This window comes from Streptomyces sp. NPDC023157, from assembly GCF_055560575.1.
This window is the reverse complement of the sequence record NZ_JBVHIL010000006.1, coordinates 1-26,071: the sequence shown is the minus strand read 5'-3', so window position 1 is coordinate 26,071 and position 26,071 is coordinate 1. Positions and strand designations below refer to the sequence as shown.

The following is a 26,071-nucleotide window of genomic DNA, read 5'->3' as shown; positions in this document are numbered from 1 at the left end:
CCCAAGTGCGCGCACTGGCGCCGCTCGATCCGGATGTGAAGGACGCCCAACGCACGGTCCTCAACCAGATCGTCCAAGCCGAGGTGACTGGCTCCTCCTCGTGCCACATTCCGTTCTGGGTCTTCGGAGGAGACGAGGACAACGTCGTCCCCCGTGCCTCCGCTCAAGGGGTCTTCCCCAATGTCTTCATGCTGCCAGGAGACCACTCCACCATCATCAAACCCGCATCACATCAGGCCCTTGCCTACGTCGTCCTCCGCAAGCATCTTCTGGACGTTCAACGACAGGAAGACCCTACGGCCCCGACCACTGCCACCTCGATCTCCTCCCCGATTGAACCACCTGCCGCTCCATGGGGGGACCAGGCAAAGGCTAAGCGGATCTTGGATGTCTTGCCTCCTTACGCCGACTGGCTAAAGACACTGCGCACCCAGCACTTCTTCGTCGTCAGCGGCCGAATCAACCGGCTCTTCCACGAGGCCGCTGACGCTTTCAGGAACGACCCCCTCAACTTCAACGACCTAGAGCTGCGTAAAGCAGCCACGGCATGCAGCCAAGCTGTTTTGGACCTTAGCGAGGCGATGATCGACCTTCTCTTCACCGACCGTGTCGACCTCAAGGCGTCTGAGATTCTGCCAGCGGGAGAAAGAGAAGACGCATGGACCCTCGTCCTCGGCGAGCACCAGCCCGGTAAAGACGAGCGACACCTGCATATGCTCCGTGGCGCCTTCTTCGAGGCCTACGACACCCTCCTTCGCCTCCTCAATGAGCGCCTGCTCGCGCCGGAACGGGACGCCGCCTCCACTGCCGCGAACTCGACCTCGCCTTTTACCGATCCTCCGACAGTAAGCAATGTGATCCCCCCGCAGCTACGTGTCGGCCAGGGTCTTCCGAGGTACGAACGCGAGCTGAGCATGGCGTACGAGCAACTGCAGCCAGCAAGACTCGGTGCGCCGGCCGCCGAGGCATACCTATCCGGCGTCACTGCCGTGCAACAATTCACTAACTCGGATTCCTCTGGCCATGGTTGGGTCCTCGCACTGAGGAACGGTCGGGCCATAGCTGTGAGTGAGCCGCTCTGGAATGCCCTTGTAAGCGCAGGACACTCAGCAGCAGACAGCGACCCGCTGGCTGCTGTCGGATACCCCACCGCCGCAGGGACCGATCCCACAGTGCTAGGCCCGGACATACAGCGCATCGCTCTCGAGGGCGGCAGCTGGGGCCCCGGCTCGCTTGTCCTGGCCCAGCACGGCTGGCGGTGGGAGCCCGAGGTAGGACTAGGTTTCCATCAGACACGTTCCGCCAGGAATTGGACCGCTGTCCAGCCTGCTCCCCAGTTGCGGATGCGAGTCGTCGTAACGCTGCCCTGGGACACCGCCCCGGACGCCATCACCACGGCTCGTCGCCGTGACCTCCAGACTGAACTCCGCCTAGGCCGTCTCGCACACGTGGTGGCCGCGCTGTCACTGAGGAGAGGAGCGGAACTTCCCGCAGATCTCTGGGCCCCGGGACCGCACCGCAACGCGATCGACTCCATCAGCTACTCGACGACCATCGCCACCCCGGATGGACGGCAGGCCTTGGCCGGGGCGGTCATGGCATCTCTGCCGAACACGCCTCAGTCATCGGAGACAGTGACCTGTGCCGAGGTTACGATCCAGGACACCGCTGCCTGGGCAGCGCTTCTCCCCTCAGGTACCTCAACCAAGCTCACACTCGAGGAGGTGGAGTCGGTCTTGCAGACAGCCTGGCTGACAGCCGCGGACCCTCTGCCAGCGGCTACCTGCGACATCACGACCAAGCGATGGGCAGGTGCACCCACGATCGAACTGCGCCTGAGCGCAGAAGGGCCCCACGATCAACCCCGTGTCGACCTCGGCACTCTGATCGACCTCAGCGTGCTAGGGCCGACCGATCGCAGTCCCCTACACGAAATGGCGGTGACGATCACCGCTTCTCCGATGTTGGAACACGAGGAACGGCAACTGCTGCTACGGCGTGCTCTCATCCACATGTTTCAAGGTTTCGGATATGTCGAGGCAGACGAACACCTCTTCACGTGACTCATAGATACCTGCGCTGTTCCTGAAAGAGTGTTTTGTCCTGTCGGGGGTGTTTGGTAAGTCGCGCGGTGTCAGCGGGTTGGGGCCATGCACGGAGGCGTGTGAGGATCCGCCCGTGGAGTGCGATGTGTGTGGACGGGTGATGTGGCGATGGCCGGTGCAGCCGGCTGTGTCGGAAGAGGAGATCTGGTCCTGTTCCTGGTGTCATGCCGCCACGCATGTGGGTGGCGAGTGGTTCGAGGTCTCGCGGCCGCCGTACTTGCCCGTGGGGATGCGCTGGGAGAGGGCCGTCGCGGACGGCCTTTCCGCCGACGTCTCCCACGCCTACGGCATCTTCGACAGGACGCTCTGCGGAATCCAGGTAGCCGGCATGTCTCCGTCGGATTATTGGTGGCCGCCGGATCGGGAGAACGCCTGTGGCGCCTGCCGGGAGGCGGCGGGGGCGATCGATGACCGCTGGCCGCAGGCAATGAGGGGCGAGGACGCGCGGGTCAGCGTTGCCCGGCGGCTATGAGTCCTTCCAGTTCGGAGTCGACTCTCGGGTGAGCCTGCGGCTCATCAGGTCGATCATCGCGATGCGGATCATCGCTTCGGAGCGGTGCGGGTGGGTTTCGTAGTCGCGGGCGAGGCGGCGGTGGTTCATGAGCCAGCCGAAGGTCCGCTCGACGACCCAGCGCCGCGGGATGACCTTGGAGCCCTTCTGGCCCGGGTCGCGGCGGGTGACCTCGACGTCGATGCCGAGGATGGCGCCGTGTTCGATGGCCTTGGTTCGATAGCCGGTGTCGGCCCATGCCTTGGTGATCGTGGGGTGGCCTTGGCGATGTGGGAGAGCAGGTGGATGCCGCCGGCGTTGTCGGAGACGCTGGCCGCGGTGACCCAGACCGCGAGGAGGAGGCCGAGGGTGTCGACGCCGATATGGCGCTTGCGTCCGGCGATCTTCTTGCCCGCGTCGATGCCTTGCCCGGCGGTCGGGACGTTGGCAGAGGTCTTGACGCTCTGGGCGTCCAGCACGCACGCGCTCGGTTCGGCATCCCGGCCTGCGGCCTCCCGCACTAGCCGGCGGAGCAGGCCGTTGAGCTGGTCGAACACGCCGTCCTTCTGCCAGGCCGCGAAGTATCCGTAGACGGTTTCCCACGGCGCGAAGTCGTGGGGAAGGTAGCGCCAGGGGATCCCGGTCCGGTCCACATACAAGACCGCGTCCATGATCCGACGCAGGTCGTGCTCGGGCGGCCGCCCGATGTCCAGGCCCTTCCCTCGCCGCTCGGCCCACCAGGCCGACAGAATGGGCTCAAGCAGTTCCCATCGGGCATCGGACAGGTCACTCGGATACGGCCGCTGTCGGGACATGTTTCGATAGTTCCGTCGGCAGACACGCAGCCACAGGGCGCAAACAGGGGTGACGGGGGGCGCCTTGGGATCAGACAGGAGCGAACGGGCGGAAACGTCTCCGGCGATCGAGTCAGCCGTCTCTCACATCACGGATAGCGACCCTAGCCTCAGCAGTCCCAGCCCACTCGGCCACCCATATAGGCGTCAAAAACCCCCGACGGGACAAAACGCTCTTTGAGACCGCGTTTGAGATCTGCCACGCCGTGTGGCCAGTGGGGTCGTTGGAACCGTCTGCGCCACCAAAGCCCGGGCCGGGGAGCAACTCCGACCTGGGCTTCGGTGTGCTGCTGTGTCAGTGCCGGGTGGTCGGCGAGATCCGGGCGAGGACGGCTGTCGCCTGCGCCGGGTTGGCGCGGAGCCAGGCGGTCAGGTGCTCTCGGACGGCCTCGGTGACGCAGGCGCGGACGGGTCTGTTGCCCAGCCGGTCGCGGGTTGACCCCTCGAACTCGGGCCGATCGAGCTTCACCGACACGACTGCCGTCAGGCCCGCGCCGAGCTGAGCGGGGGTGAAGTCGGGGTCGGACGGGCTGATCAGCTGTTGCTCCCGGGCGTAGCCGGTGAGCGCGGCCGCCAGGCCGTCTCGGAAGCCGAGTTCGTGCGTGCCGCCGCCGGTGGTCGGCAGGCTGTTGGCGTAGCTTGCGATCCGTTCCTGGCGGGAGTCGCACCAGCGGAGGGCCACCTCCACTGTTCCCTCCATCTCGGAGTACTCGCGCTCGAAGCCGATCACGTCCGGGTGGAGCGGGGCGCTCTGTTCCGCGATGTAGTCCCTCGCGCCGTCCGGGAAGCGGAAGCGAACGGCCCGGGGCGCCGCAGGGTCGCGGTCATCGGTCAGGGTGATGTCCAACTCGCGGTTCAGGAAGGCCAGTTCCCTGAAGCGCTTGGTCAGTGTGTCGAACGAGAACTTCAGCGTCTCGAAGATCTCGGCGTCGGGCCGGAAGGTGATCACGGTCCCGCTGCCGTCGGCCGGCCCGGTGCGGGCGGGTACCCCGACAGGCACGCCTTGCTCGTACTGCAGCACCAAGTGGGCGCCGTCGCGCCGTACCTCTGCTGTCAGGCGGCTCGACAAGGCGTTGACGACGGCCAGTCCCATGCCGAAGTAACCGCCGAACAGCGAGTGTCGGTCTGCGGGCGGTGCCCCGCACCAGAGCTCGGTCAACCGAGTCTCCAACGGATGGTCGTCGGTGTGGCCGGCGTGCCCGACGGCAAGACCCGTGCCGTCGTCGGTGACACGGACGCTGCCGTCGGCGGTGAGGGTGATCTCGACACAGCCGGCGGTGCCGCCGAGGATCTCGTTCAGCGCCCGCTCGGCGGTCTCAAGCACCAGGTGGTGAAGGCCGCGCTCACCGACCGATCCGATGTACATCCCGGGCCGCTTCCGAACGGCCTCCAGGCCCTCCAGAACCACGATCGTGCTGGCGTCGTACGTCTTGGATTCCTCGTTCATGGTGCCCCCTCCGAGGGTGTTCGACAGAGCTCTCCCAACCTAGGAGATTCCCAGAAAAACACCAGGTCAGAGCCGAAATGGCGAGGCCCCGACAGGGCTCCTGAAGGGCAATCAGGAGGGTCGGGCGGGGAAGGGCGCGCGCTGCTGCGGGAGGGGCGTCGCGGCCCTCCGAGGACCGTTTGCGGCACCGTCTCGGGCGGCCACGGGATCATGAATTTCAAGAGTTTTCACCTCGGCCCGATGCGGCCAGCCGAGCGAACCGTTCGGCTTCGCACCCAGACGGCTGCGCAATCGGACGGTTTGACTGATCAGACCGCGCTTGGGGCCTTATGGTTCGGGCTTTGCCCTATTTCGTGGACACTCGCCCCGGACTCGGGGCACATGGAGCACCCACCCCACCGTGCTGCCCGTCCTAAAAGTGGAGACCTGCCCGGCGCTGCGTCCGGCTGGCGGCGCGTGGGGGCGCACACGCGCGTACGCGGGGAGCGTGCCCCCTGCCTTTCTCGCCAACTTCGCTTCACCGGGCAGAGAGCTGCGACCAGGGGTTTCTCCGGCTGCCGTGTGGTGCCCGGGTGGTGCGGACTCGGCCGGGGCGGCGATCGGTTCTCCGTGGCCACCTGGCCGTTCACCTCATGCTCGACCGCTGAGGGGAGGTCTTCGACGGGCGTGGCCGGTTTGGAGTGATCGCGGTGCGGTTCTCCCGGGTCAGTGTCGGTGGCCGCTGCTACATCCATGTCAGGAGGGTTCGCGTCGGTGCGGCCCTCATGTCGGGAGGGGACAGTTCATGCCGCCTGAGGGCTATCACCGGGTGCGGGGCCACATCCGCCGGAATCCGACCCGTCGGTCTTCGAAGAAGATGAGCCCGTGGCTGATCGGCGGCATCGCCGCCGTGGTGGTGCTGTGGGCGCAGTTCTTCGGATTCGAGGGGGCGGCGCCGGCACAGCCCCCCGCGCCCGGGGTGACGGCGACGCCGGCGGCGGGCCGCTGATGGGGCGGCGGCGGTTAGCGATCCGCCGGCCGCGCGGCACGGTCGAATACGGGGCGGCGGCCCTGGTCGCCGCAGCGGTGGCCTCCTTGGTGGTGCGGTTGCTCGTATGGGTGGGCGAGGCGCTGGTGCGGTGGTGGCCCATCGTGACTGTGCTCGCTCTCCTGGGATTCGCGGCCGGCGTCTGGCGGGCCGTAGCGGCAAGCCACGAGCACGCGGCGCGCGCACGGCGTTTGTCGGTCCTGCGGTTCAGCCTGGCGGAGCTCGACGCGATGGACGACCGGCAGTTCGAGTTCGCACTGCGGGACCTGCTGATCCGGGACGGCTGGTCGGCCCGACAGGTCGGGCAGCAGGGCGATCAGGCCGCCGATGTCATCGCCGACCACCCGGCGTACGGGCGCCTCGTCGTCCAGGCCAAGCACACCAAGGTCGCTGCGAAGGTCGGCTCCCAGGTGATGTACCAGGTGAAGGGGACAGCAGGCCCCGCCCACCGCGCGAACGCGGCGACAGTCGTGACGAACGGCGGCTTCACCCGCGACGCCAGGGAGTGGGGAGAGCGGCACGCCGTGGGCTGGACCGACCGTGAACGGCTGCGCTCATGGGCCGAGCTGGGTGTCCCGCTCCACCAGATCCTGCAGCTTCCCGCCCTGACCCGCCGACGGCTCCCCGGCACTCGCCGGCCCCGGTTCGCCGCGCCGTACGAACGGACCGCTCCCGAGGGGAGGACGAACGGTGTTCGATGAAGACGGCTCCCTCGACCCGTTTCTGAAGTTCCTGCTGTACGCCGTACTGGTCCTGGCCGCCGGGAAGATGCTCTGGGAGTGGTTGACCGGAACCGTCATCGGATGGATCACCGTGGGCCTGTGGGGCGCGGTCGCCGCACACCCTTGGTGGACCGTGCTCATCATGATCGGCTTCCTCGCTGTCCTGTTCCTCCTCGCTCGGCTCGCCGGCGCTGTCCTCGACGTTCTCGCCACACCTGCCGTCGCCGGTGTGGAGGTGACATCGGTCGAGCCGGAGCCTGCCCTGCTCACCTACCGGATGAAGCAGCTCGAGGCCATGAGCCCGACCGGGTTCGAGCACGCCTGCGCCGAACTCCTCGCCCGGGACGGCTTCCTCCATGCCCGGCGAGTCGGCGGATCAGGCGACCTCGGCGCCGATGTCATCGCCACCGACGCCGATGGCCTCACCATCGTGGTCCAGTGCAAGCAGCTCAACAGGCCCGTGAACTCACCGGCCATGCAACAGTTCAACGGCACCGCCCGCCCGGAGCACGGTGCCGATCACGCCGTCATCATCGGCCTCAACGGCTTCACGCAGCCCGCCCTCGACTTCGCCTCCCGCCACCGTCTGATCACCGTCGGCCGCGAGGACCTGAAGAGATGGGCACACGGCACCCACCTCTACGACGTCATCCGCGCCCGCACCACCCCGTAGGCCGGCGCCAGGACGCAAACGGTCGACCCACCACGCCGCCGTCAAACCGATTCGTACTGGAGGAGAAACGCCTTGGACCTCCGTCGTGCCGACCGCCGTGACGCGGCCGAGCTCACCCGGCTGCGCCGCATCATGCTCGACGCCACGCGGCCCACACCGGACGGCGAATGGGTCACGGCGTGCGAGGCGGCTTTCGCCGATTCCCTCGAAGGCCCCTGCTTCGTCGCCTTCGTCGTCGATACGCCCGACGGTGCCGGTCTCGCCCCCTGCGCGGTCGACACCTACACCCCTCGCTTCCCCAGTCCCACCAGCGACTCTCCGTTCCAAGGCGAGATCCACTCCGTCGCCACCAACCCCGCCTGGCGCCGGCGCGGCTATGGACATGCCGTCGCCACCGCAACCATGCAGTGGCTTGCCGACCAGGGCTGCTCCTCCCTCCGCCTAAACGCCTCCCCCGACGGACTCCCCCTCTACACCGAGCTCGCCTTCCGTCCCCTTCCCGCACCAGCCATGACCTGGAGCTGCCGATAGGAAGCGATCCAGCGTCTCCGAACCAGAGCAGCCGGTGTGGGGGCCGTACTCGCCACATTCGATCGATCCGAGCGCTCCGACGGGTGGGAAGGACCTCCGATGCAGACCGGGCATTTCCCTGTCGAGTTCCTCGACGCGCAACAGATCGACTTCGTCGAGCACCCTCCACCGGCCCTGTCACCACAGGAACGAGGCGACGTCGACCGTCTCTGGGCGGAGACGAAGGCCCACAACCCCACCACCTTCGACGGCCCGCTCGTCGCGAGCCTGGGCATCGACCTGTCCGGGCCCGGCCCGTCGGTGGTGCGATGGGCCAGGATGACGTACCGACACCGGGCCCTGCAGAAACTGTGGCCAGCCGAAGAGGTCCCCGGGTCCGTCTTCGTCACCGTCTTGTTGCCGACGGAGGCCGGACTCGCGGTCGGACGTGGCTCCCCCACCACCGCGGCGCCCGGCCACTGGAGCCTCCCCGGCGGCTCAGCAGAACCCCCTGCGGCCGGCCACCCCCTGGACATGGCGCGCCAGGCAGAGCGGATCGGGTATGCGTCTGGTTCTCGATCACCCAGCTGTCGAGTAAGCCGAGGCCCTGCTGGGTGGCGACAACCACAACCTCCCAGCCCCGTTCCTGTGCGACTGTAATGAGCTTGCCGACATCGCCGGCGATCCCGGCCGCGCACACGACGACATACACGAACGGATCGCGCTGCGACTCATTCACGCGGGCACGGTACTCCCAGTCGACCGCTGAGGTGGTGGAGCTCATAACCGCACCCGGGCCTGACCGCACAACCCCTTCCAGCCCCGCTGAGGGGACGCGGGCCAGCCTCCGCTCGACGTCCCATAGGGAACGCGGTGAGCTTTCGCACCCCGGGAGCCCACCAACGAGCCCCTCCTTATGGACCATCAGTCCGCTGGGGACAATTTGCGGCGGCGGCGCGCTGGGGACAAGGGATGCCTTCCCTTCCAAGCCGGTTGGCCTACGCAGGGGATCGGGGGAGGTCAGCGTCCTCGTGACACTTCACGAGCGCGGCCTCAAGGCCCTGGCACCGCCATGGCCCATCCGAGGCTCCTCGCCTTCCTCTCCGACTACCCCCACCCCACCCGGCGCGCCAAGGCGCGGACCGTCGCAGCAGCCGACCCGGGGCCCGGCCGCAGACCCGTGGACTCGCTACGCTGCGCGACGTGAGCGGGACTCGAAACCCACTCCTGACCAGCCGCGATCCGCCCCTCAAACCAGCTGTCCCTGGGGAGAATCTGGGGAGAATGGGCCGCCCTGGGGAGCGGCTGGGGAGAATCGGCTACGTAAAAGAACGTCACCATGAAAGCCCCAGAAAGCTGCAAAGTCCCAGGTCATCCCACCCCCGATAGCGATCTCCGCAGGTCAGCGCGCCGAGGGCGAGGACTTCTTGAAGATCTCCTCAGTCTCTGAGTATCAGGAACCGGGCCGCCACAGCTGCCTATGGCCACCAACGCCCCTGACCCGACACGCTCGGCGAGCAGAGCAGAGCAGCGTCCATGGCCTGCATGTAAGCCGCTCGATGACCGCCGACGTGGATCCGGGAGCCCTTGTGCCTGCCTCGCTCAGCGCCCCTACACTCGCGCAGAGCGCTCTTTCCTTTCCGCCGTTCGCAGCAGCTCCTCTTGCTGAGCACGGCCCGCTTCGGCGACGGCAGCGAGAGCCGGGACGCGGGTGGAGAGATCTGTGAAGTAGTCGATGAGATGTTGGTGTCTGGCCGAATCCTCTCCCCACCATGAGTCGACCCAGGCGACGTCGGCCGCGATGTGTGCGGCGGGTACGCCGTGGTCGAGGAGAAGGGGTCCGAGGCTTTCCAGTGTTTCGTTCCGCTGGCCCACGAGGGCTTCGAGGAGCTTGCCGGGGGTGACCGCGTTGTCGCTGATGAGCTGCTCTGCCAGGTCACGGTCGGTGCCTATCAGCTGGACAAGCGGGCTGTGGCCGATGCGTGGAAGGTCGACACAGCGGATGGCAAGGCTGTAGCGGTGGCTTTGTGGGAGGCGGTCCAAGTGCAGGTCGCACCCGTGGGGCTCGGGCGCGGTGAAATAGCCCTGCTCGGCCATTTCGTCGAGGCGCTCGGCGTACCACGCTTCCAGCAGATCGGGGTCGTGCTCGGCAAGGTGGGCGAGGAGTTGGCCGGCACGCCACTGGTCGTGCTGGGGTAGATCCTCAGGGCGGATGCGGCGTACGGCGTCACGCCAGGTAGCTCGCCATGTACCCGGTAGTGAGGGGCCATGGGGTTGTCCGATGGCGAAGATCACCGCCGTGCTGCCGGCTATGACAGCGTCCGGGTGGCGCAGCAGACGGTGCAGTACCTCGTGCGGCTCGTCGCGGAGGAAGATCGAGTCGAGCAGCCAGGCGTCTTCGGCGCGCATCTTCGCGACCACGAGTTGGGCAGCCGTGTCGTCTGCACCTCGTCCGAGGACGGTGGAGATGACGCCGGTTCTGAAGCGGGGATCATCCAGCGCAGAGGTGAGGACCTCAGCAGACAACGTGTCGTGGGAAGTGGTGAGCCATCGGCTCAGTGCGGCTCGATTAATCGGCGGGCTGCCAGCTGCTGTTGCTGCTGCGTGCCAGGCGGCGGGATCGGTGAGGTGCGGCACCATGTGGTCGGCGACCCAGGTGCCGCCTCCGTGGTCTCCCGCGAGCTCGGCTTGCTCGGCCAAGGCGACGAATCGCGCGACTCCGGCGGTCGGGCCGAGGGCAGCAATCCTTTGGGCGAGAGATTCCACTGTGCGGACGCTGCCTGGGGCGGTTTCGTCCTGGTCACCCGTGGCGTCCCTACGACTCCAGCCGATGAAGGACTCCATATCTGGATCGATGTCCAGTGCCGGGAGGTTGCTTCCTTCATCGCCGGCCCGCGCGTATGCGGCGTTGAGCATGCGCCGAGCACGGAGAGCGAGACCGGGAGAGGCCTGGAGTAGATGATGCAGGGTAGCCAGTATGCGAGCCCCTCCCTTCGCTCCCTGGTTCTTCTGTTCCTGGTTCGGTTCGCTGTTGTGCGGAACGTATCCTTCACCGAGCCGTACCCATGAGCCGGCCAGGTCCAGCAGAGGAACAACCGCGGCTGGGGCGCTGTTGAGGCCATCCTGTCGTTCGGTTTCCTCGATCACGGGCGCCACCTGGTCCCACAAGGAGATGAGACGAGCCAGGTTTTCGGCACTTTCCACGCCCCGGGCGATGGTGACCGTGTTGGGGCTACCGGGGTCAGTCCAAGTCCCAGACGTTTCGGCGGAGAAGATGCTTGCGATCACCTCGGTGGCTACACCCCATTCAGCTGGAGAGCGGTGAGTACGCAGCCACTCAAGGACGGGCCTCAACAGCAGCCCTCGAACCTCGAATACGGTTCCGAAGTCCGGGTCGATCGTTTTGGCCACGTCGTCGAGCACACGCAGTGGGTGCTGCGGAGTGGAGTGGCGCGGGCGCTCGTCGCCCACGGCCAGGTCGAGCAGAGCGGTTATCGCTTCAGGCAGTAGATACTGCGTCGCCGACTGCGCGAGCTGCCGAGCAGCTGCGTCAGCTTGCCGGTCCGTGATGGTGCCGTTCATTGGCTCGTCACGCGGGGCGGCGAGGAGCACACGAGCCTGGGTGACCGCGAAGCGGGCAGCCTCTCGGTCCAAACGGGCGCATTCGGACACCAACGAGAAGGTGCCGGTGTCCCACTCGGTCGGTGCAGGCAAGGCTCGAACCCAGTTCTCGACTGCCGTCCGAGCATCCGACGAGACCGAGACACGGGCTGCGGATATGGCGGCGGAGACGAGGTCACGGCTCCTGGTGGGGAAGGCTTCGCACAGAGTGGACCACGGCCTGTTTGCCGGACGTGTGAAAAACCACCGGGCAATCAGTGGCGCGCGCAGCGCTGGTTGCAGCCGCCAGACGTCGTGAACCGTTTCCACGAGGCCATGGCGCGCAAGGCGCTCCATCAGGCCGGACATTCTCGCCGGCGGCTCGCCGACGAGCGGCGCAAGCGCGTATAGCGTCTCGCTTGAAGCCCCTCCCAGGGCCGCTACACAGGCCAAAACGTCGACGGCTGTCTCGGTCTCGGTGATACGGCGGAGATGGCGCTCTACGTTGGCCAGGTGGGCTGCGCCGTTGGCTACCTGCTTTCCCTCCCCCGTTGTGAACAGCTGGCACAAGGTGACGGCCCACCCCGGTCGTCCAGCTGCCTGGTCGAGAACTGCCGCCCGGGCCCGGTGCCCAGTGACGCCCAGAGAGGTGACCAGGGCGTTCATGTCGGATCGCTCCAGCAGGTCGATGTCGAGGCGGACAGCGCTGGGCAGGGCTGCCGTCACCTCGTCTGCTCTGTCGGGCCAGGTGGTCGCGACGATGGCGAAGGCATGTTCCGCACTGTGGCGCGCCCGCCGCAGTACACGCATCTCATCGAGACGAGTGTGGGCATCGTCCACGACAACGGCGGCAGGGCGAGAAGTCAGTAGCTCGTCCAGGATGCGGTCTGCTTGCGCCTGCTCTAGGTAGGCGACCTTGCCTGTGAGCTCAACGGTGAGCCGGGTTTTCCCCGCACCGGGCACGCCGGCCAGCACGACATCCCGGCCGCTGGTGACGGCCTCGTCGAGCTTGGCCAGATCCGCCTCTCGGCCAAGGAGATCGGTGTGCTCAGCGCCGTCTTCCGGCAGCTCCAGCGGCCTGTCAAGCAGGGCCTCCAGCTCTCCTCTGACGCCGAGGAGGTGGAACCTCCACATCGGCTCCTTGGACAAGCGCGAAGCGAACCAGTCCCGGGCGTAGATGTGCGGCGCTGGGAGGCCATGATCTGCACACAACCGGTCCAAGGAGGCGCGTCTGGTAGCGTCGACAGGCTGTGAGCAGGCCATCACAATCAGATCGGCTTGCACGCCCTCTTCGCTCATACGACGAAGGCCCGTGCGCAGGTTCGCCACAGGATCACCCGTAGTCACGAGCAGGCGCCCACGGGCGTCCGCGTCCTGGGGTCCCCATGGGAAGTAGATGTCGGCGTCGCGGCCGAAGTCATGCCCCCCTCGACCACGGACAGGCCCGGATACTGTGATTGCAGGAGCGCACAGGCGCACCGCTCGAACTCCGTTGGATGGATGGCTTGTTCATCCATCGCCCGGCGCACGCGTGCAATGAGGTCCATGATTATTGATGCTACGCGCACTGGCGTCGGTACACCCCATCCGGCGGTGGCCCCGTGCCTGAAGGAAGATCGCTCCAGGCATGCACGGGAATGGCCCAGGCAAGCACACGCCGAGGAGAGACCTTTTCACGCGGTCTGATGGCTGCAACGCCACTTGCAAGGCACACCGGCTCTGGTCGCGTACGCACGCAGGACGCCTTACGCCGATGTCCCGGCATTGCCAGCTCCTGGACGGGTTCCAAGCGCCGTTTCCACAGCAGATACCGTTTCTGCCAGGCTCCGAAAGACCTGAGTGGTTCGCCCAAGCCGTTTCGCCCCCCGCGCCAGTGGCTCACGCATCTGCCGCTCGCAGACGATGAAGTCGGCGTAGCCGGCCGCGCAGGAGAGATAGACCATGTCGATCACGTCATTCGGCTTCCAGGTGGTGCCACGGTTGAGGTGACGTTCGTGGAGCATCTCCCGGAAGAGGCCCAGAGCCGGAAGAGAGCTCATCTTCTGGACGGGCTGAGATCCTGTGCCCCAGTCCTTCAACTGCTCTGGCGTCATTCCTGCGGCGAAGGATTCCTCGGCCACCTTGTTCCGCAGGTCGCTGAGGAGCCATGCGTCGATCGCCTTGCGCTTCTGCTGAGCATCGCCGCTTTGGGTGTCCAGCCAGTCACTGAATTTCTGGTTCGCTTCCGTCCAGCCAAGCTCAGGACCACGCTCCCCACCTTCCGAGTCCAGCATGGTGTCGATCAAGCTCACTGCAGAAACGAGCGCCTCGTGCTGGAACGCTGCCGTCGGTGGAAAATCCGCCGGCGCCGAGGCAGGAACGAAGCCTCTCGCGGTGGAATGAAGCGAGTTCGGCTCCAACGTCACGACCGGCGCCATCACCTCAGACTGCCCGAGCTCCGCACGGAACATCAGACGGAGTTCATCCCGCCACACCTGCAGCGGATCCCGCAACTGCCAGCCCCTGCTGAACTGAAGGATGGACAGGCCTAGACAATAACGCCCCTCCGCGTTCGACCACTTGGTCGTCTCGTAATAGTGCCCCGACGAAGCAGGGAGGATGATCTTGCGCTCCGCTGACCACTGCGCAAGCCGAAGGGCCGCGACTCGATCATCCGCCGTTCCGCTCCGCCGCCCTCTCATCGCATCGCTTACGAGGCGCCATTTGTTCTGATCCAGATAGACGACGAGCCGTCCGGCCAACTGGTCGGCTCGGTCAAGCCGGGGGAGCTCGAACACGATGCTGTCGCACTTGAGAGTCTCCACAACCAAGCCTTCGAAGGTCGGCGGGTAGGAGATCCGAGACAGCAGACTTGTCGGTTCGAACAAGGGGCCAGGCAGCGGCAGCCGCGCCTCTTTGCCGTCGGACCTGACCAATACGAGGGCGTCCGAACCACGATCGGCTGTGATCATCACGATGGGCAACTCGCCTGGGCTCTCCATCCGCTCATGATGCACAAGCAGCGGCGCTGAGGACACGGCGGTCCGATGATCGGCACTGCCTCGGGGTGCAGGCTGGGCATGCCAGATCGCCTGCACGACCACCAGGCGAGGAAGCCGCTGCCTCCGGAGACGCATCTGATGGCTCGCCAGTAAAGTCAGCAAAAGGTCAGCATTCAGCTGACCAGACCTGCTCCCACACGAGCACACGATAGAAGCGCGCCGCACTGGCTGCGACACCGAGAGAAGGTGCGAAACCATCCCTCCCGGCGGCACACCGAAAGTCGGGGGCACAACCGAGCGAGCCTGCTGCGGACATCGACCGCGAGGAGAAAACCCCAGGTCAGCGCACCCTACCCCGGGCCTTGAGCGGGGTAGGCGGGACCTCCGGGGCATCGAGCCGGGTGCCGTCGTAGCCCTTCACCTCGCCGAAGCGGTCGCTCGCCATTCAGTCCTCCCTGGCTGCGCGGATCTCGTCGTCGGTGCGGCCGACGAAGTTCCACCACAACGCAGGCGCCTGCATCACCGACGCGCTCTCCGACCGATGCGGGTCACGGTCCCTGGGGCAGCCGCGGTCATCTCCCACCGCCCCTGCGACCGACAGCGCGCGAGCCGCGTCCGCCCAGAACACCCTGTGCTCGCCCGACGGTTCGCAAACGAGGACCACGGCCTAGATCCGGACCATTCCCGGACCACAATGCCGATCGGCCACCCCTTACATCAGTCGTTTTGGCTGGTCAGACCGCCTGCGCTCCCTGTACCACCAGCAGACGAAGAACCTGCTGGTGTCGTACTCCCCGAAGAAGCTCGGCTTCTTCTAGAGGCACGAAAAGAGGCGCCTGACCTGGTCTTTTACCCGTCAGGCGCCTCTCGCTCGCGCCTCCCAGGGCGAAGCCGAGTTTGCGTCGAAACTCCCAGTTCCTCCCACCGGTGTCCCGCTCCTGACCAGCGCTTCCGGACCAGTCACGGACCAAAACTCCGGCTCAAAGAGCGTTCTATCCTGCTCAGGGCGCTTCGTTACAGTTCAGGTGACAGACCGCTGCGGGTCGACTGAGGCGGTGGTGCCTGCTGTGGCAGGTGGGGCGGGTGACGGTCTTCGAGGATCCGTTTCGCTCGCTTCGCTCCTGTCTGATCCCAACACGCCCCCGGCCGCGCCGGTTTGCGCCCTGTAGCGAGACGGCAGCCATCGGTAGTACAGAAACACGCCTCGTAAGCAGCGGCCGTACCCGAGTGACCTGTCCGACGCCCGTTGGAAACTGCTGGAACCAACCCTGACAGCCTGGCGGGCCCAACAAAGAGGGAAGGGCCTGGACATCGGGCGGCCGCCCGAACACGATCTGCGCCGGATCATGGACGCCATCCTCTACGTCGACCGGACCGGGATCCCCTGGAGGTATCTGCCACACGACTTCGCTCCGTGGGAGACGGTTTACGGCTACTTCGCCGCCTGGCAGAAGGATGCGGTCTTCGAGCGGCTCAACAGTCTCCTGCGGCGCCTGGTCCGGGAAGCCGAAGGCCGCGACGCCGAGCCGAGCGCCTGCGTCCTCGATGCCCAGAGCATCAAGACCTCTGCGAACGTCCCGGCCGCTGGCCAGGGCATCGACGCGGGCAAGAAGATCGCAGGCCGCAAACGCCATATCGGCGTCGACACCCTCGGCCTCCTCCTGGCCGTGCTGGTCACCGCCGCCAGCGTCTCCGACAACGTCGGCGGCATTCAGGTTCTCTCAAGCATCGCGGCAGACCACCCGCGTGTCACGAAGGCTTGGGCCGACATGGGCTACCGCACCAAGGTCATCGACCACGGCGCCCGCCTGGGCATCGACGTCGAGGTCACCCGCCCCGACCCCGCCCAGAAGGGCTTCAAGGTGATTCCGCGGCGCTGGGTCGTCGAGCGGACCTTCGGCTGGCTCATGCACCACCACCGCCTCGGCCGCGACTACGAGACCCCCCCCCCCGCTCCGAAGCCATGATCCGCCTTGCCATGATCGACCTGATGAGCCGCCGCCTCACCCGCGAAGCCACTCTGAACCGGCGCGGCACATAGCTCACCCAGATAGAGGGTCAGCCCTCGTCAAAGCCGCGGAAGGTTCCTGATCCATCAGCAGCGTCGGCGAACTCCGCAAAGTCCATGTTGGCGATGCTGAGGTTGGCCGAGACGTCAGGAAACCACCGCGCAGGGAGCCTGAATGTCCGCCCAGGCTCGTCCGAGAGATCCACGGCCAGGAGCGAGTGATCCGGATCCTTCATCGTGGCCGCGTCCGCCAGAAAGACATGGACGATCTGCGCTTCTTCATCCGCGGCAGCCTCTTCATCCACCAATGCCCGGACCTCCGCGTCGGCGAAGCGAAACTCGCTGACATACGTGGCGTGGGGGTACTCATCGGCCGCGTCGAGCGCAGCTCGAACCGCGTCCCAAGCTCCGTCGTCACCGAAGTCGGTACGCAGTACCAGCGAGGTCAGATCATCAGGCTGAGGCAGAGGCATCCCGTGATCCTCCCACCCGACGCTGACATCGACCGCCACACCCACCACACCTGCAGAACTCCTCAAACAAACCGGCGATACCAAACACCCCCGTCGGGACAAAACGCTCTTTCAGAGGTAGTTTTCACCTGAACTGCCGGTGCATCGGCTCATTCTCATGACCTGCGGCTTCGGTGCAGATGAGGCCGGGAATGCAGCCAATGCCTGTGGGGCGTGTGGGGTTACGAATGGGGCGGAAGGTGACGCGTTCCTGTCTCATCCCAGGCTGTCCGGTCTTCGCAGTCGTGTGCTTCGGCTGTCGCGGTTTTACGCCTGGGCGCATTCGGTCCGCAGGAGTACGCCGGACGCATGACGAAGCGACGTCCGTATCCGAGTGATCTGTCCGATGCCCGCTGGGAGTTGATCGAGCCGGTTCTTGCGGCCTGGCGTTTCGAGCGCCGCGGCAGGGCCCTGGACTTCGGCCGGCCGCCCGAGCACGATCTGCGGGACATCATGGACGCGATCTTGTACGTGGACCGGACTGGGGTCCAGTGGCGCTACCTTCCGCACGACTTCCCACCCTGGAACACCGTCTACGGCTACTTCGCCAAATGGGCGGACGAGGGCGTGTTCAGCCAGCTCAACGGCGTGCTCCGCAAGCTCCTACGGGAGAAGGAGGGACGGGACGGGGAGCCGTCGGCCTGCGTGATCGACGCACAAAGCGTCAAGACCTCAACCAGCGTCCCCGCCGCCGGCCAGAGCATCGACGCAGGCAAGAAGATCGTCGGACGCAAGCGGAGCATCGTCACCGACACGCTCGGACTCCTCCTCGCCGTGCTCGTGACCGCGGCCAGCGTGCAGGACTCCATCGCCGGCACCGCGCTGCTCGACCAGGTCGCCGCCGACCACCCTCGCGTACGTAAGGTGTGGGTCGACGGCGGCTACCGACAACACCTCGTCGAGCACGCCGCAACCCTCGGCATCGACATGGAAATCACCGCCCGCAAGCCCGGGACCAGGGGATTCACCCCGATCCCGAAACGATGGGCGGTCGAGCGGACCTACGGCTGGCTAATGCTCCACCGCCGTCTTACCCGCGACTACGAAACCCTGCCCACCCACTCCGAGGCCGTGATCCACATTGCCATGACCGACCTCATGGCCCGCCGCCTCACCGGCGAGAACACCACCTCCTGGCGCGACCCGTTACCACAGACCAAACAGCCGATCCCGGGATAAAACATCGGGCGAAAACGACCTCTAAGAGCAGACAGCTGAGGGCTCCACTCGGTGGTCGCCAGCCTGCATGACGACCCATCAGAAACCGCGCCGTCCGTGCGTCAAACGTGCGTCGCGTGCGTCGAATATGCATCAAGATATCGACTTAACGCATGTAACGCCTATAACGCACACCCGGAGAAACGCCAGGTCAGCGACCCTTTTCAGCAGGCTCAAGGATCGCGACGCACTCGACATGGTGGGTCATCGCAAAACACGTGGACCAAAAAACACATGAAGAGAAACCGCAGGTCAGCGGCGCGTGCGACGCAAATCGGGCTCAAGATCAATGTGCATTGTGGGCACTATGGGCGCTACGTGCCACCTTCGACGCGCGCTGGCAGCCCCCCTTCGCGGTGCGTGACGTGATCAGCCCTTGATCGTTTGAGTTGTCGCCGTCGGAGACCCGGCGGTGGACCCCTGTCGTGAAGCAGGCATCCGCGAGGGTGAGGCAGTGCGGGCCCGCCCACGACGTTCAGGGCCGCCCCTCCTGCTGGACCTGGGAAGTTCTCACGCATGTGCGGTCTGGTCGGGTACGCAGGTTTCGGGGACGCTCCTGCGGCCGCCACCGAAGGTTCCACTCAAGGAGATGACGCAGACGCTCGCCTGCCGGGGACCGGACGCCTCCGCAACCTGGCGTGAGGGGCACGCGGCGCTGGGGCACACCCGGCTGGCCATCGTGGACGTGGAAGGTGGCCGCCAGCCACTGCTCCTGGAGCGCGACGGCCGGATCGTGCTGGCCGTGGTGTTCACCGGCGAGGTCTACAACCACGGCGAACTACGGCGCGAGCTGGCCGGGCTCGGCCACCGGTTCCGTACGCGTGGTGACGGCGAGGTGGTGCTGCACGCGATCGACGCCTGGGGCCCCGATGCCCCCGGGCGGCTGAAAGGAATGTTCGCCGACGCGGCGTAGGAGCCAGCCCGGCGGCGGCTGACCCTGGCCCGGGACCGGCTGGGGATCAAACCGCTCTGTTACGCCCGACCCGAGGCCGGGACGGTGTTCGGGTCGGAGCCCAAGGCCGTACTCGCCACCCCGACGTCCCGGTGGCACTGGACCACGACGGGTTTCGTGAACTGATGCTCACCGCCCACCCCATGATCAAGACCCCGGGACGCAGCGCCTTCGCCGGACTGCGCGAGGTGGCCCCCGGCACCACCGTGGTCCTCTCTGCCAACGGTGAAACGATTCACCGCTACTGGACGCTGACGCCGGCCGAGCACCGCGACGACCCGCCCACCACGGTGGAGCGGGTACGAGGGCTGCTGGGCCGGGCCGTGCGAGGGCAACTGGCGGCCGACGTCCCCGTCTGCATGCTGCTGTCGGGCGGCCTGGACTCCAGCGCGCTCGCCGCACTCGGCCGCCCTCCCACCGGGAACCTGCACACCCTGTCCGTCGACGTCGGCGCTCGTGCCGCAGACGACGACGCCATGGGCAGGAACCCGGACGGCCCCTACGTCGACCTGATGGTCCGGCACCTCGACACCACTCACCGAACGGTCCGGCCGAGCGCGGACGACCTGGCCGACCCAGGGGCGTCGCCGCACTGGGCCGTGCCGGGCGGCTCAACGAGAGCGATGTCGCGACGCTGGCGCGCGTCGTGTCCGCCGTGCTCTTCCTCGCGAGGCCGCGAGCGTAAACGCGACCGCGAGCGTCGACGAGATCCCGCGTGACATCCGAGACCAGCCGGCGGTCGTACTGCCGCGCTGACGCCGGTGACGCTTTGGCTGGCAGCGCTACCGCCGACAGGGGGTGATCACAGCCCCTCGCGGGTGCCCGCGGTGTTCGACTGTGGGTGCGACCGGCGCGCACACGCCGCGCGGCGCCAGGGGCTTTGGCCCCGGTCAGCCGGCTTCCGTCAGGGCCGCGTGCGCGGCGGTGAGGATCTCCTCGGAGAGTGGGGAACCCGCGGTTGCCCGGGACAGCACCAGCGCACCGAACAAGGTGCACAGCCGGGCGATGCCGTCCTCGCCCTCCCCGGCGGCCCCGACCGGGGCGAGGAACGCGGCAAAGTCGGCCACCCCCTCGGTGTAGGTGCGACGGGCCTCGCAGTCCTCATCCCCGCGCGCGACGTCGACGGCGAGGGCCGCGACCGGGCAGCCGCCCGCCGGGTCGTCACGGTGCTCGACGGAGAGGTAGGCGTCGATCAGGGCCCGCTGAGCGGTATCCCGCTGCCCGTCGTACTGCTCGAGCCCGGCCGTATGGCGCCGGGCGAGCTCAGCGAAGGCGTGGGCGGTCGCCTCGTCGACGAGCGCCTCCTTGGAGGCGAACTGCTTGTAGAAGCCGCCGTGGGTCAGGCCGGCCGCCTTCATGAGGTCGGCGACGCTCACCTGGGTGCCCTGCTCCCGGAACAGCCGGGAGGCGGTGTCCACCACCCGCCTGCGGTTCTCCTGCGCCTGCGCCTGCGATACGCGGCCCATGGCCACCTCCCATTTGGATGTCGACTGGCATCTATCGTATCCCCATGTTTAGATTAGGTTCGTAATCTAAACATGGGGCGGGCGACTCGACGGCGCCCGCCGAAGACCAGGAGCAGGCATGGAACTGAAGAACGCGGTCGCGGTCGTCACCGGCGCCAACCGGGGCCTCGGACGGCACCTGGCCGCCCAGCTCGTGGAGCGCGGCGCGAAGGTGTACGCGGCGGCCCGCCGCCCCGAGACGGTCGACGTGCCGGGCACCGTCCCGCTGCGCCTCGACGTGACGGACGAGGCGTCGATACGGGAGGCCGCCCGCATCGCGTCGGATGCGACCCTGCTGATCAACAACGCGGGCATCTCCACCGGCGCGACGCTGATCGGGGGCGACACCGATGAGGTGCGCCGGGAGATGGAGACCAACTTCTACGGCCCGCTCGCCGCGACCCGCGCCTTCGCCCCCGTTATCGAGGGCAACGGCGGCGGCGCCGTACTCAACGTCCTGTCCGCCCTGTCCTGGTTCCACCCGGCCGCCCTCGGCTCCTACGCCGCATCCAAGGCCGCCGCCTGGGCACTGAGTGACGCGACTCGCGAAGAGCTGGCGCCCCGGGGCATCGCCGTCTCGGCGCTGCACGTCGGTTACATGGACACCGACATGGCCGCCGGTGTCCCCGCCGACCAGAAGGTCGCCGCCGCCGACGTCGCGGCTCAGGCCCTGTACGGCATCGAGACGGGCCTGCCCGAGATCCTCGCCGACGAGACCAGCCGGTACGTCAAGCAGAGCCTGGCCGCGGCACCCCAGCCGAACGCAGGCTGACGCTCACCCCGCCACCGCGGCGCGCCCCCTTCCCACCCCTCGCGCAAGGACCCTTCATGCGTTATGCGACCTTCGGGCGCTTGACCGGACTGCGCGTGTCCGAGTACGCGCTCGGCACCGCGAACTTCGGCACCGGCTGGGGCGCGGGCGCCGAGCCGGACGAGGCACGCCGGATCTTCGACCGGTTCGCCGAGGCCGGCGGCACCTTCCTCGACAGCGCGGACGGCTACCAGTTCGGCGAGTCGGAGGAACTGACCGGAAAGCTGATCTCCGCCGACCGCGACCACTTCGTCCTGGCCACCAAGTTCGCCCTGGGCTCCGCTCCGCAGCCGGACATCTCCAAGACGGGCAACAGCCGCAAGAACATGGTCGCCTCGGTGGAGGCCAGCCTGAAGCGCCTGGGCACCGACTACATCGACCTGCTGTGGGTGCACTTCCCCGACGAGCTCACTCCGATGGAGGAACTCCTGCGCGGGCTCGACGACCTGGTGAGCGCCGGCAAGATCCACCATGCCGCGCTGTCCAACTTCCCCGCCTGGCGTGTCTCGCGCGCGGTCACCCTCGCGGACCTGAAGAGCTGGACCCCGATCGTGGGCATCCAGCACGAGTACAGCCTCGTCGAGCGCACCGCCGACCGTGAACTCCTGCCCATGGCCGAGAGTCTCGGGCTCGGTGCCGCCCTGTGGTCCCCGCTCGGCGGCGGACTGCTCACCGGCAAATACCGCAGCTCCGCCGAGGGACGTCTGAGCGACCTGGGCATGGTCATCCACACCGAGAGCACCGGCCAGAAGACCGCCGTCGTCGACACCGTCCTGGCCGTCGCCCAGGAGACCGGCGTGGCACCCGCCCAGGTGGCGGTGGTCTGGGTGCGCGAGCGCGCCGCCCGCTCCGTGGCCACGCTCCTCCCGATCATCGGCCCGCGCACCCTTGCCCAGCTCGACAGCTACCTCGGCGCCCTCGACGTCCAGCTGACCGACGCGCAGTACACCCGACTGACCGAGGTCAGCGCGGTGCCGCTCGGCGCGCCCCATGAAGGGATAGTTGCCTCGCTGCACCGCCTCCAGGGAGGCGCAGCCGACCGCGTCACCGCCCCTGTCGTGCCGGTGGCCTGACGGGTGAACGCGACTGAGGACGCAGTGCGCCCAGCCGCAGCCAGGAAAACAACACAAACTATCTCGTACTGGGAGAAGCCCGGGGCGAGCACAGCCCCCGCCCCCTTCCAGGGACGGGACACGGAACGGAGACGACGATGAGGGCCTTCATGGTCGAGAAGTACGGCGGCCAGGCCAGGATGCGCGCCGCCGAAATGCCCGACCCGCAGGTGGGCGCCGACGACGTCCTGGTCAAGATCCACGCGGCGAGCGTCAACCCGCTGGACCTCAGGATCCGCAACGGGGACTTCAAGGCGTTCCTGCCCTACCGTCTCCCCCTCGTCCTGGGCAACGACCTCGCCGGAGAGGTCCTGCAGGTCGGGTCCTCCGTCACCCGCTTCGCGGTGGGTGACGAGGTCTACGCCCGGCCCGACAAGGACCGCATCGGCACCTTCGCCGAACTCCTCGCAGTCCACCAGGACGACCTGGCGTCCAAACCCGCCACCCTCACCATGACCGAGGCCGCTTCCCTGCCCCTGGTCGCCCTGACCGCGTGGCAGGCACTGGTCGAGCGCGCCCGCGTGCGACCGGGTCAGAAGGTCCTCATCCACGCGGGCGCCGGCGGCCTCGGCTCCATCGCCGTCCAGCTGGCCAAGGGACTCGGCGCGCACGTGGCCACCACCGCGAGCACCGCCAAGGTCGACCTGGTCAAGAACCTCGGCGCGGACGAAGTCATCGACTACCGCACCCAGGACTTCACCGAGATCCTCGACGGCTACGACGTCGTCCTCGACAGCCTCGGTGGCGACAACCTGGCCAGGTCCTTGCGTGTCCTCAAGCCCGGCGGCATCGCCATCAGCGTCGCGGGCCCGCCCGACCCGGCCTTCGCCCGTGAACTAGGAGCGAACCCGGCCCTCCGCCTGGCCATGACCGCGCTCAGTTCCAAGACCCGCCGGCAGGCCAAGCGCCTGGGCGTGACGTACTCCTTCCTGTTCATGAAGGCCAGTGGAGACCAGTTGCGGGAACTCACCCCCCTCATCGACACCGGGAAGATCCGCCCCGTCGTCGACACCGTCTTCCCGTTCGACGACACCCTCCACGCCATGGAGTACGTCGAAAAGGGCCGGGCGAAGGCCGGCAAGGTCGTCGTCTCCATGACGTAGGACAGACCCGCCGACCCGACCAGCTCCACCAGCTCACCGTCCACGCCGAGCAAGGCGTGATGCGCCTGGTCACGGGCCTGCCGCCCGGCTTCGGCAGGGCCGTCATCAGCCCCAGCGGACCCGCCACCACCCCGCGGCGGGCGACCAGAAACACACCGGGAGAAACCACCATGAGCAGCACCGGCACCCCGAACGAACCCGTCATCACCTCGTACGCCCACGCCCCGACCCGCACCGTCACCGCCGGCGGCGTCACCTACGCTTTCCGCGAGCTGGGACCCAAGGGCGGCGTCCCCGTCGTGTTCTTCGTGCACCTCGCCGCGACCCTGGACAACTGGGACCCGCGCATCGTCGACCCCATCGCGAAGGGCCGTCACGTCATCGCCTTCGACCAGCGCGGTGTCGGGGCCTCCACGGGCCAGGTGCCGGACAGCATCGAGACGATGGCTGATGACGCCTACACCTTCATCACGGCGCTCGGCTTCGACAAGATTGACGTCTTCTCCTTCTCCCTCGGTGGCATGATCGCCCAGGCCCTGGCGGTGAAGCACCCCGAGCTCGTCCGCAAACTCGTCCTCACCGGCACAGGCCCCAAGGGCGGCAAGGACATCGACAAGGTCGCCGCCATCACGTACTGGGACATGCTGCGCGCCACCCTGACCCGGTCGGACCCCAAGGAATTCCTGTTCTTCAACCGCAACACCACCGGCAAGCTCGCCGCGCGCGCGTTCGTCAACCGGCTCAAAGAGCGCACTGCCGACCGCGATGCGAAGATCAAGATCAAAGCGTTCCAGACGCAGCTGAAGGCGATCAAGAAATGGGGGCGCTCCACCCCCGACGACCTGTCGCAGCTCGCCCAGCCCACCCTGATCGCCAATGGCGACAACGACCGCATGGTGCCCTCGGTCCTCTCCGAGGACCTGCACCGACGCATCAAGGACAGCGAGCTGATCATCTACCCCGACTCCGGCCACGGCGGCATCTTCCAGCACCACCAGCAGTTCGCCCCCCTAGCGGTCGAGTTCCTCGCCCGTTGACCTCTGGCGAACACCACAACTACACGTGTCGGCGACCAGAAAGAGAAGAGCAGCACCATGAGCGCCTCGCCGTCCGCCGCTCAGCTGGGCGTGGAGAAGAAGCACCTCACTTCCTCGATCCTGCTGTGGGTACGCACCGACCAGCCCCGCCAGACCGGCATGGACCACTGGAAGGGACCGCACTCAGGGATCATCTCCGCCACCCCGGGCCTGGAAGAGTACCGACAGATCCACCTCGCCGAGCACAACCCGGGCCGGTGGCCGGCGACCGACGGGGTGCAGACCTCGATCCCCGCGGACCGGAAGATCGACGGCGTCGCCGAGGTCACCTTCCAATCGGCGCTTGCGCCCCTGAAAGGGCGTAAGCAGACGAAGCTGGCCCACGCCGACGAGATCAACGTGTTCCGCCGCACCCTGCTCTATGCCGGCCCACCGAACTCCTCCCGCTGGTACGACGTCGCCGACCCCGACGAGACGGTCGGTGCCCGCACCCTGATCTACCTGCGCCGCAGAGACGGGGTCGGCGCAGGAGAGTTCCGGAAGTTCGTCAACCAGCAGCTCGTTCCCGCGCTCGCCGACGCCGCAGCGTTGAAGGAACTGCGCACGCAGACGTTCCTGCCCTGGAGCGAAAAGCTCTGGGACACCCCGAACGTCGCCCACGACAACCCCCATGACCAGCGATTCCATGCCTCCCTCGTCCTCGGGTTCAGCGACAGCGCAGCACGGGACGCATTCTTCACCGGCAACGCGATCGAGGGCCTGACCAACCAGCTGGCACCGCTCGCCTCCGCGATCCACGCATACGACGTCGCCGCAGCCTTGACCTTCGTCAAGAACGGAGACATCCTCCCGCGCTACCAGGAGTGAACGGCCGGCCAGAGCATGGAGCAGATCCGACGGACCGGCTGAGCAATCACTCCCCCCGGACCGGGCGCTACCCGGTGCTCGGGAATATGGCTTGTCTCGAATGACGCCCGCTGCCAGCTGGGGCCTCGAACTGGGATACGAAGCGGCGCCTCGTCCTCCAGGAGCAGGACCGGACTGAGCAGGTCACCACCGAGAAGGAACTCGCCGAGGCCAAGAAGAACTCCTACATCAGGATCCCCCGCTTCGACTACGCCCCGTCCGAACGCCTCCGCTTCGCCCTAAGCGGCGGCCAGCCGCACCGGGCGAGCGAATGGTCCGACACCCCCGGACGCTCCCTCGAGGACCAGCTCGCCGAGATCGCGCAGGAGGTCACGCTTCGCGGCGACGCCGCCGAACGCAGACGTCTCGACGAGATCGAAGCAGCGCACCAGAAGCGCATCCGCTAGGTGTATTGATCACGAGCGTTGTTGACACTGGTCTGGTCTTGAACATGGCGAAGACCTCCGGTGTGGTGGGAGCTGTCTAGGAACTCACCGC

At 67.1% G+C, this 26,071-nt stretch carries 17 protein-coding genes and 4 pseudogenes; 14 read left to right on the top strand and 7 right to left on the bottom strand.

The genetic code is table 11. The features are described from left to right. Positions 1 to 5: 5 nt before the first annotated feature. Entirely contained in the window at positions 6 to 2,063 is a 2,058-nt protein-coding gene (locus ACZ3ZE_RS22075) for a hypothetical protein (protein ID WP_467260270.1), read from the top strand. Between the two features lie 508 nt (positions 2,064 to 2,571). Here the strand turns inward: ACZ3ZE_RS22075 and ACZ3ZE_RS22070 are convergent. Both ACZ3ZE_RS22070 and ACZ3ZE_RS22065 read right to left on the bottom strand, forming a co-directional pair. Next, a pseudogene (locus ACZ3ZE_RS22070) lies at positions 2,572 to 3,410 on the bottom strand (IS5 family transposase). A 334-nt stretch (positions 3,411 to 3,744) separates the two neighbouring features. Then, a complete protein-coding gene (locus ACZ3ZE_RS22065; RefSeq protein ID WP_467260267.1) occupies positions 3,745 to 4,896 on the bottom strand; it encodes an ATP-binding protein in 1,152 nt (383 codons plus the stop codon). Between the two features lie 856 nt (positions 4,897 to 5,752). Here ACZ3ZE_RS22065 and ACZ3ZE_RS22060 point away from each other — a divergent pair. The 4 genes from ACZ3ZE_RS22060 (at position 5,753) to ACZ3ZE_RS22045 (ending at position 7,849) form a co-directional block, all read left to right on the top strand. After that, positions 5,753 to 5,884 carry a hypothetical protein gene (locus tag ACZ3ZE_RS22060; RefSeq protein WP_467260264.1) on the top strand — a complete coding sequence of 44 codons (132 nt, stop codon included), beginning with the start codon at positions 5,753 to 5,755 and terminating at the stop codon, positions 5,882 to 5,884. Between the two features lie 143 nt (positions 5,885 to 6,027). Beyond that, the gene (locus ACZ3ZE_RS22055) at positions 6,028 to 6,624 is read left to right on the top strand and encodes a restriction endonuclease (RefSeq protein ID WP_467260261.1); all 597 of its coding nucleotides are present in this window, start codon (positions 6,028 to 6,030) and stop codon (positions 6,622 to 6,624) included. Further along, positions 6,614 to 7,318: a restriction endonuclease gene (locus ACZ3ZE_RS22050; RefSeq protein WP_467260258.1), complete on the top strand. Its 705-nt coding sequence runs from the start codon at positions 6,614 to 6,616 to the stop codon at positions 7,316 to 7,318. Before ACZ3ZE_RS22055 ends, ACZ3ZE_RS22050 begins: the two co-directional genes overlap by 11 nt. A gap of 72 nt (positions 7,319 to 7,390) precedes the next feature. After that, positions 7,391 to 7,849 carry a GNAT family N-acetyltransferase gene (locus ACZ3ZE_RS22045; protein WP_467260255.1) on the top strand — a complete coding sequence of 153 codons (459 nt, stop codon included), beginning with the start codon at positions 7,391 to 7,393 and terminating at the stop codon, positions 7,847 to 7,849. Positions 7,850 to 8,364: 515 nt separating this feature from the next. Here the strand turns inward: ACZ3ZE_RS22045 and ACZ3ZE_RS22040 are convergent. The 3 genes and pseudogenes from ACZ3ZE_RS22040 to ACZ3ZE_RS22030 all read right to left on the bottom strand — a co-directional run. After that, positions 8,365 to 8,612, bottom strand: a pseudogene (locus ACZ3ZE_RS22040) (hypothetical protein); the annotation flags it as partial. Positions 8,613 to 9,439: 827 nt separating this feature from the next. Continuing rightward, positions 9,440 to 12,757 (bottom strand): hypothetical protein, encoded by a 3,318-nt coding sequence (locus tag ACZ3ZE_RS22035; protein ID WP_467260252.1) that lies wholly within the window; start codon positions 12,755 to 12,757, stop codon positions 9,440 to 9,442. Between the two features lie 416 nt (positions 12,758 to 13,173). Continuing rightward, entirely contained in the window at positions 13,174 to 14,505 is a 1,332-nt protein-coding gene (locus ACZ3ZE_RS22030; RefSeq protein ID WP_467260249.1) for a hypothetical protein, read from the bottom strand. Between the two features lie 1,136 nt (positions 14,506 to 15,641). On the opposite strand from ACZ3ZE_RS22030, the pseudogene ACZ3ZE_RS22025 reads away from it, so the two are divergent. After that, positions 15,642 to 16,450, top strand: a pseudogene (locus ACZ3ZE_RS22025) (IS5 family transposase). A gap of 17 nt (positions 16,451 to 16,467) precedes the next feature. Here ACZ3ZE_RS22025 and ACZ3ZE_RS22020 read toward each other — a convergent pair. Then, entirely contained in the window at positions 16,468 to 16,929 is a 462-nt protein-coding gene (locus tag ACZ3ZE_RS22020; protein WP_361172183.1) for a DUF6924 domain-containing protein, read from the bottom strand. A 309-nt stretch (positions 16,930 to 17,238) separates the two neighbouring features. Here ACZ3ZE_RS22020 and ACZ3ZE_RS22015 point away from each other — a divergent pair, with 309 nt between their 5' ends. The 3 genes and pseudogenes from ACZ3ZE_RS22015 (at position 17,239) to ACZ3ZE_RS22005 (ending at position 19,818) form a co-directional block, all read left to right on the top strand. After that, a complete protein-coding gene (locus tag ACZ3ZE_RS22015) occupies positions 17,239 to 18,108 on the top strand; it encodes an IS5 family transposase (RefSeq protein WP_467260246.1) in 870 nt (289 codons plus the stop codon). Between the two features lie 628 nt (positions 18,109 to 18,736). Then, positions 18,737 to 19,225, top strand: a pseudogene (locus ACZ3ZE_RS22010) (hypothetical protein). Beyond that, positions 19,192 to 19,818, top strand: coding sequence for an asparagine synthase-related protein (locus tag ACZ3ZE_RS22005; RefSeq protein ID WP_361625563.1), 627 nt, complete (start codon positions 19,192 to 19,194; stop codon positions 19,816 to 19,818). Before ACZ3ZE_RS22010 ends, ACZ3ZE_RS22005 begins: the two are co-directional and overlap by 34 nt. A 171-nt stretch (positions 19,819 to 19,989) precedes the next feature. On the opposite strand, the gene ACZ3ZE_RS22000 is transcribed toward ACZ3ZE_RS22005, so the two are convergent. Next, positions 19,990 to 20,565 carry a TetR/AcrR family transcriptional regulator gene (locus ACZ3ZE_RS22000; protein ID WP_361172177.1) on the bottom strand — a complete coding sequence of 192 codons (576 nt, stop codon included), beginning with the start codon at positions 20,563 to 20,565 and terminating at the stop codon, positions 19,990 to 19,992. A gap of 118 nt (positions 20,566 to 20,683) precedes the next feature. On the opposite strand from ACZ3ZE_RS22000, the gene ACZ3ZE_RS21995 reads away from it, so the two are divergent. From ACZ3ZE_RS21995 to ACZ3ZE_RS21975, 5 genes are all read left to right on the top strand, one after another. After that, complete coding sequence (locus tag ACZ3ZE_RS21995) at positions 20,684 to 21,376, top strand: SDR family oxidoreductase (RefSeq protein WP_361172174.1); 693 nt, start codon at positions 20,684 to 20,686, stop codon at positions 21,374 to 21,376. Positions 21,377 to 21,432: 56 nt separating this feature from the next. Beyond that, positions 21,433 to 22,488 (top strand): aldo/keto reductase, encoded by a 1,056-nt coding sequence (locus ACZ3ZE_RS21990; RefSeq protein WP_361625566.1) that lies wholly within the window; start codon positions 21,433 to 21,435, stop codon positions 22,486 to 22,488. A gap of 137 nt (positions 22,489 to 22,625) precedes the next feature. Next, positions 22,626 to 23,630 (top strand): NADP-dependent oxidoreductase, encoded by a 1,005-nt coding sequence (locus tag ACZ3ZE_RS21985; RefSeq protein WP_361625569.1) that lies wholly within the window; start codon positions 22,626 to 22,628, stop codon positions 23,628 to 23,630. Positions 23,631 to 23,800: 170 nt separating this feature from the next. Further along, a complete protein-coding gene (locus ACZ3ZE_RS21980) occupies positions 23,801 to 24,667 on the top strand; it encodes an alpha/beta fold hydrolase (RefSeq protein WP_361625572.1) in 867 nt (288 codons plus the stop codon). A gap of 57 nt (positions 24,668 to 24,724) precedes the next feature. Then, positions 24,725 to 25,534 (top strand): strictosidine synthase, encoded by an 810-nt coding sequence (locus tag ACZ3ZE_RS21975; RefSeq protein WP_361625575.1) that lies wholly within the window; start codon positions 24,725 to 24,727, stop codon positions 25,532 to 25,534. The last annotated feature ends 537 nt before the right edge of the window (positions 25,535 to 26,071 follow it).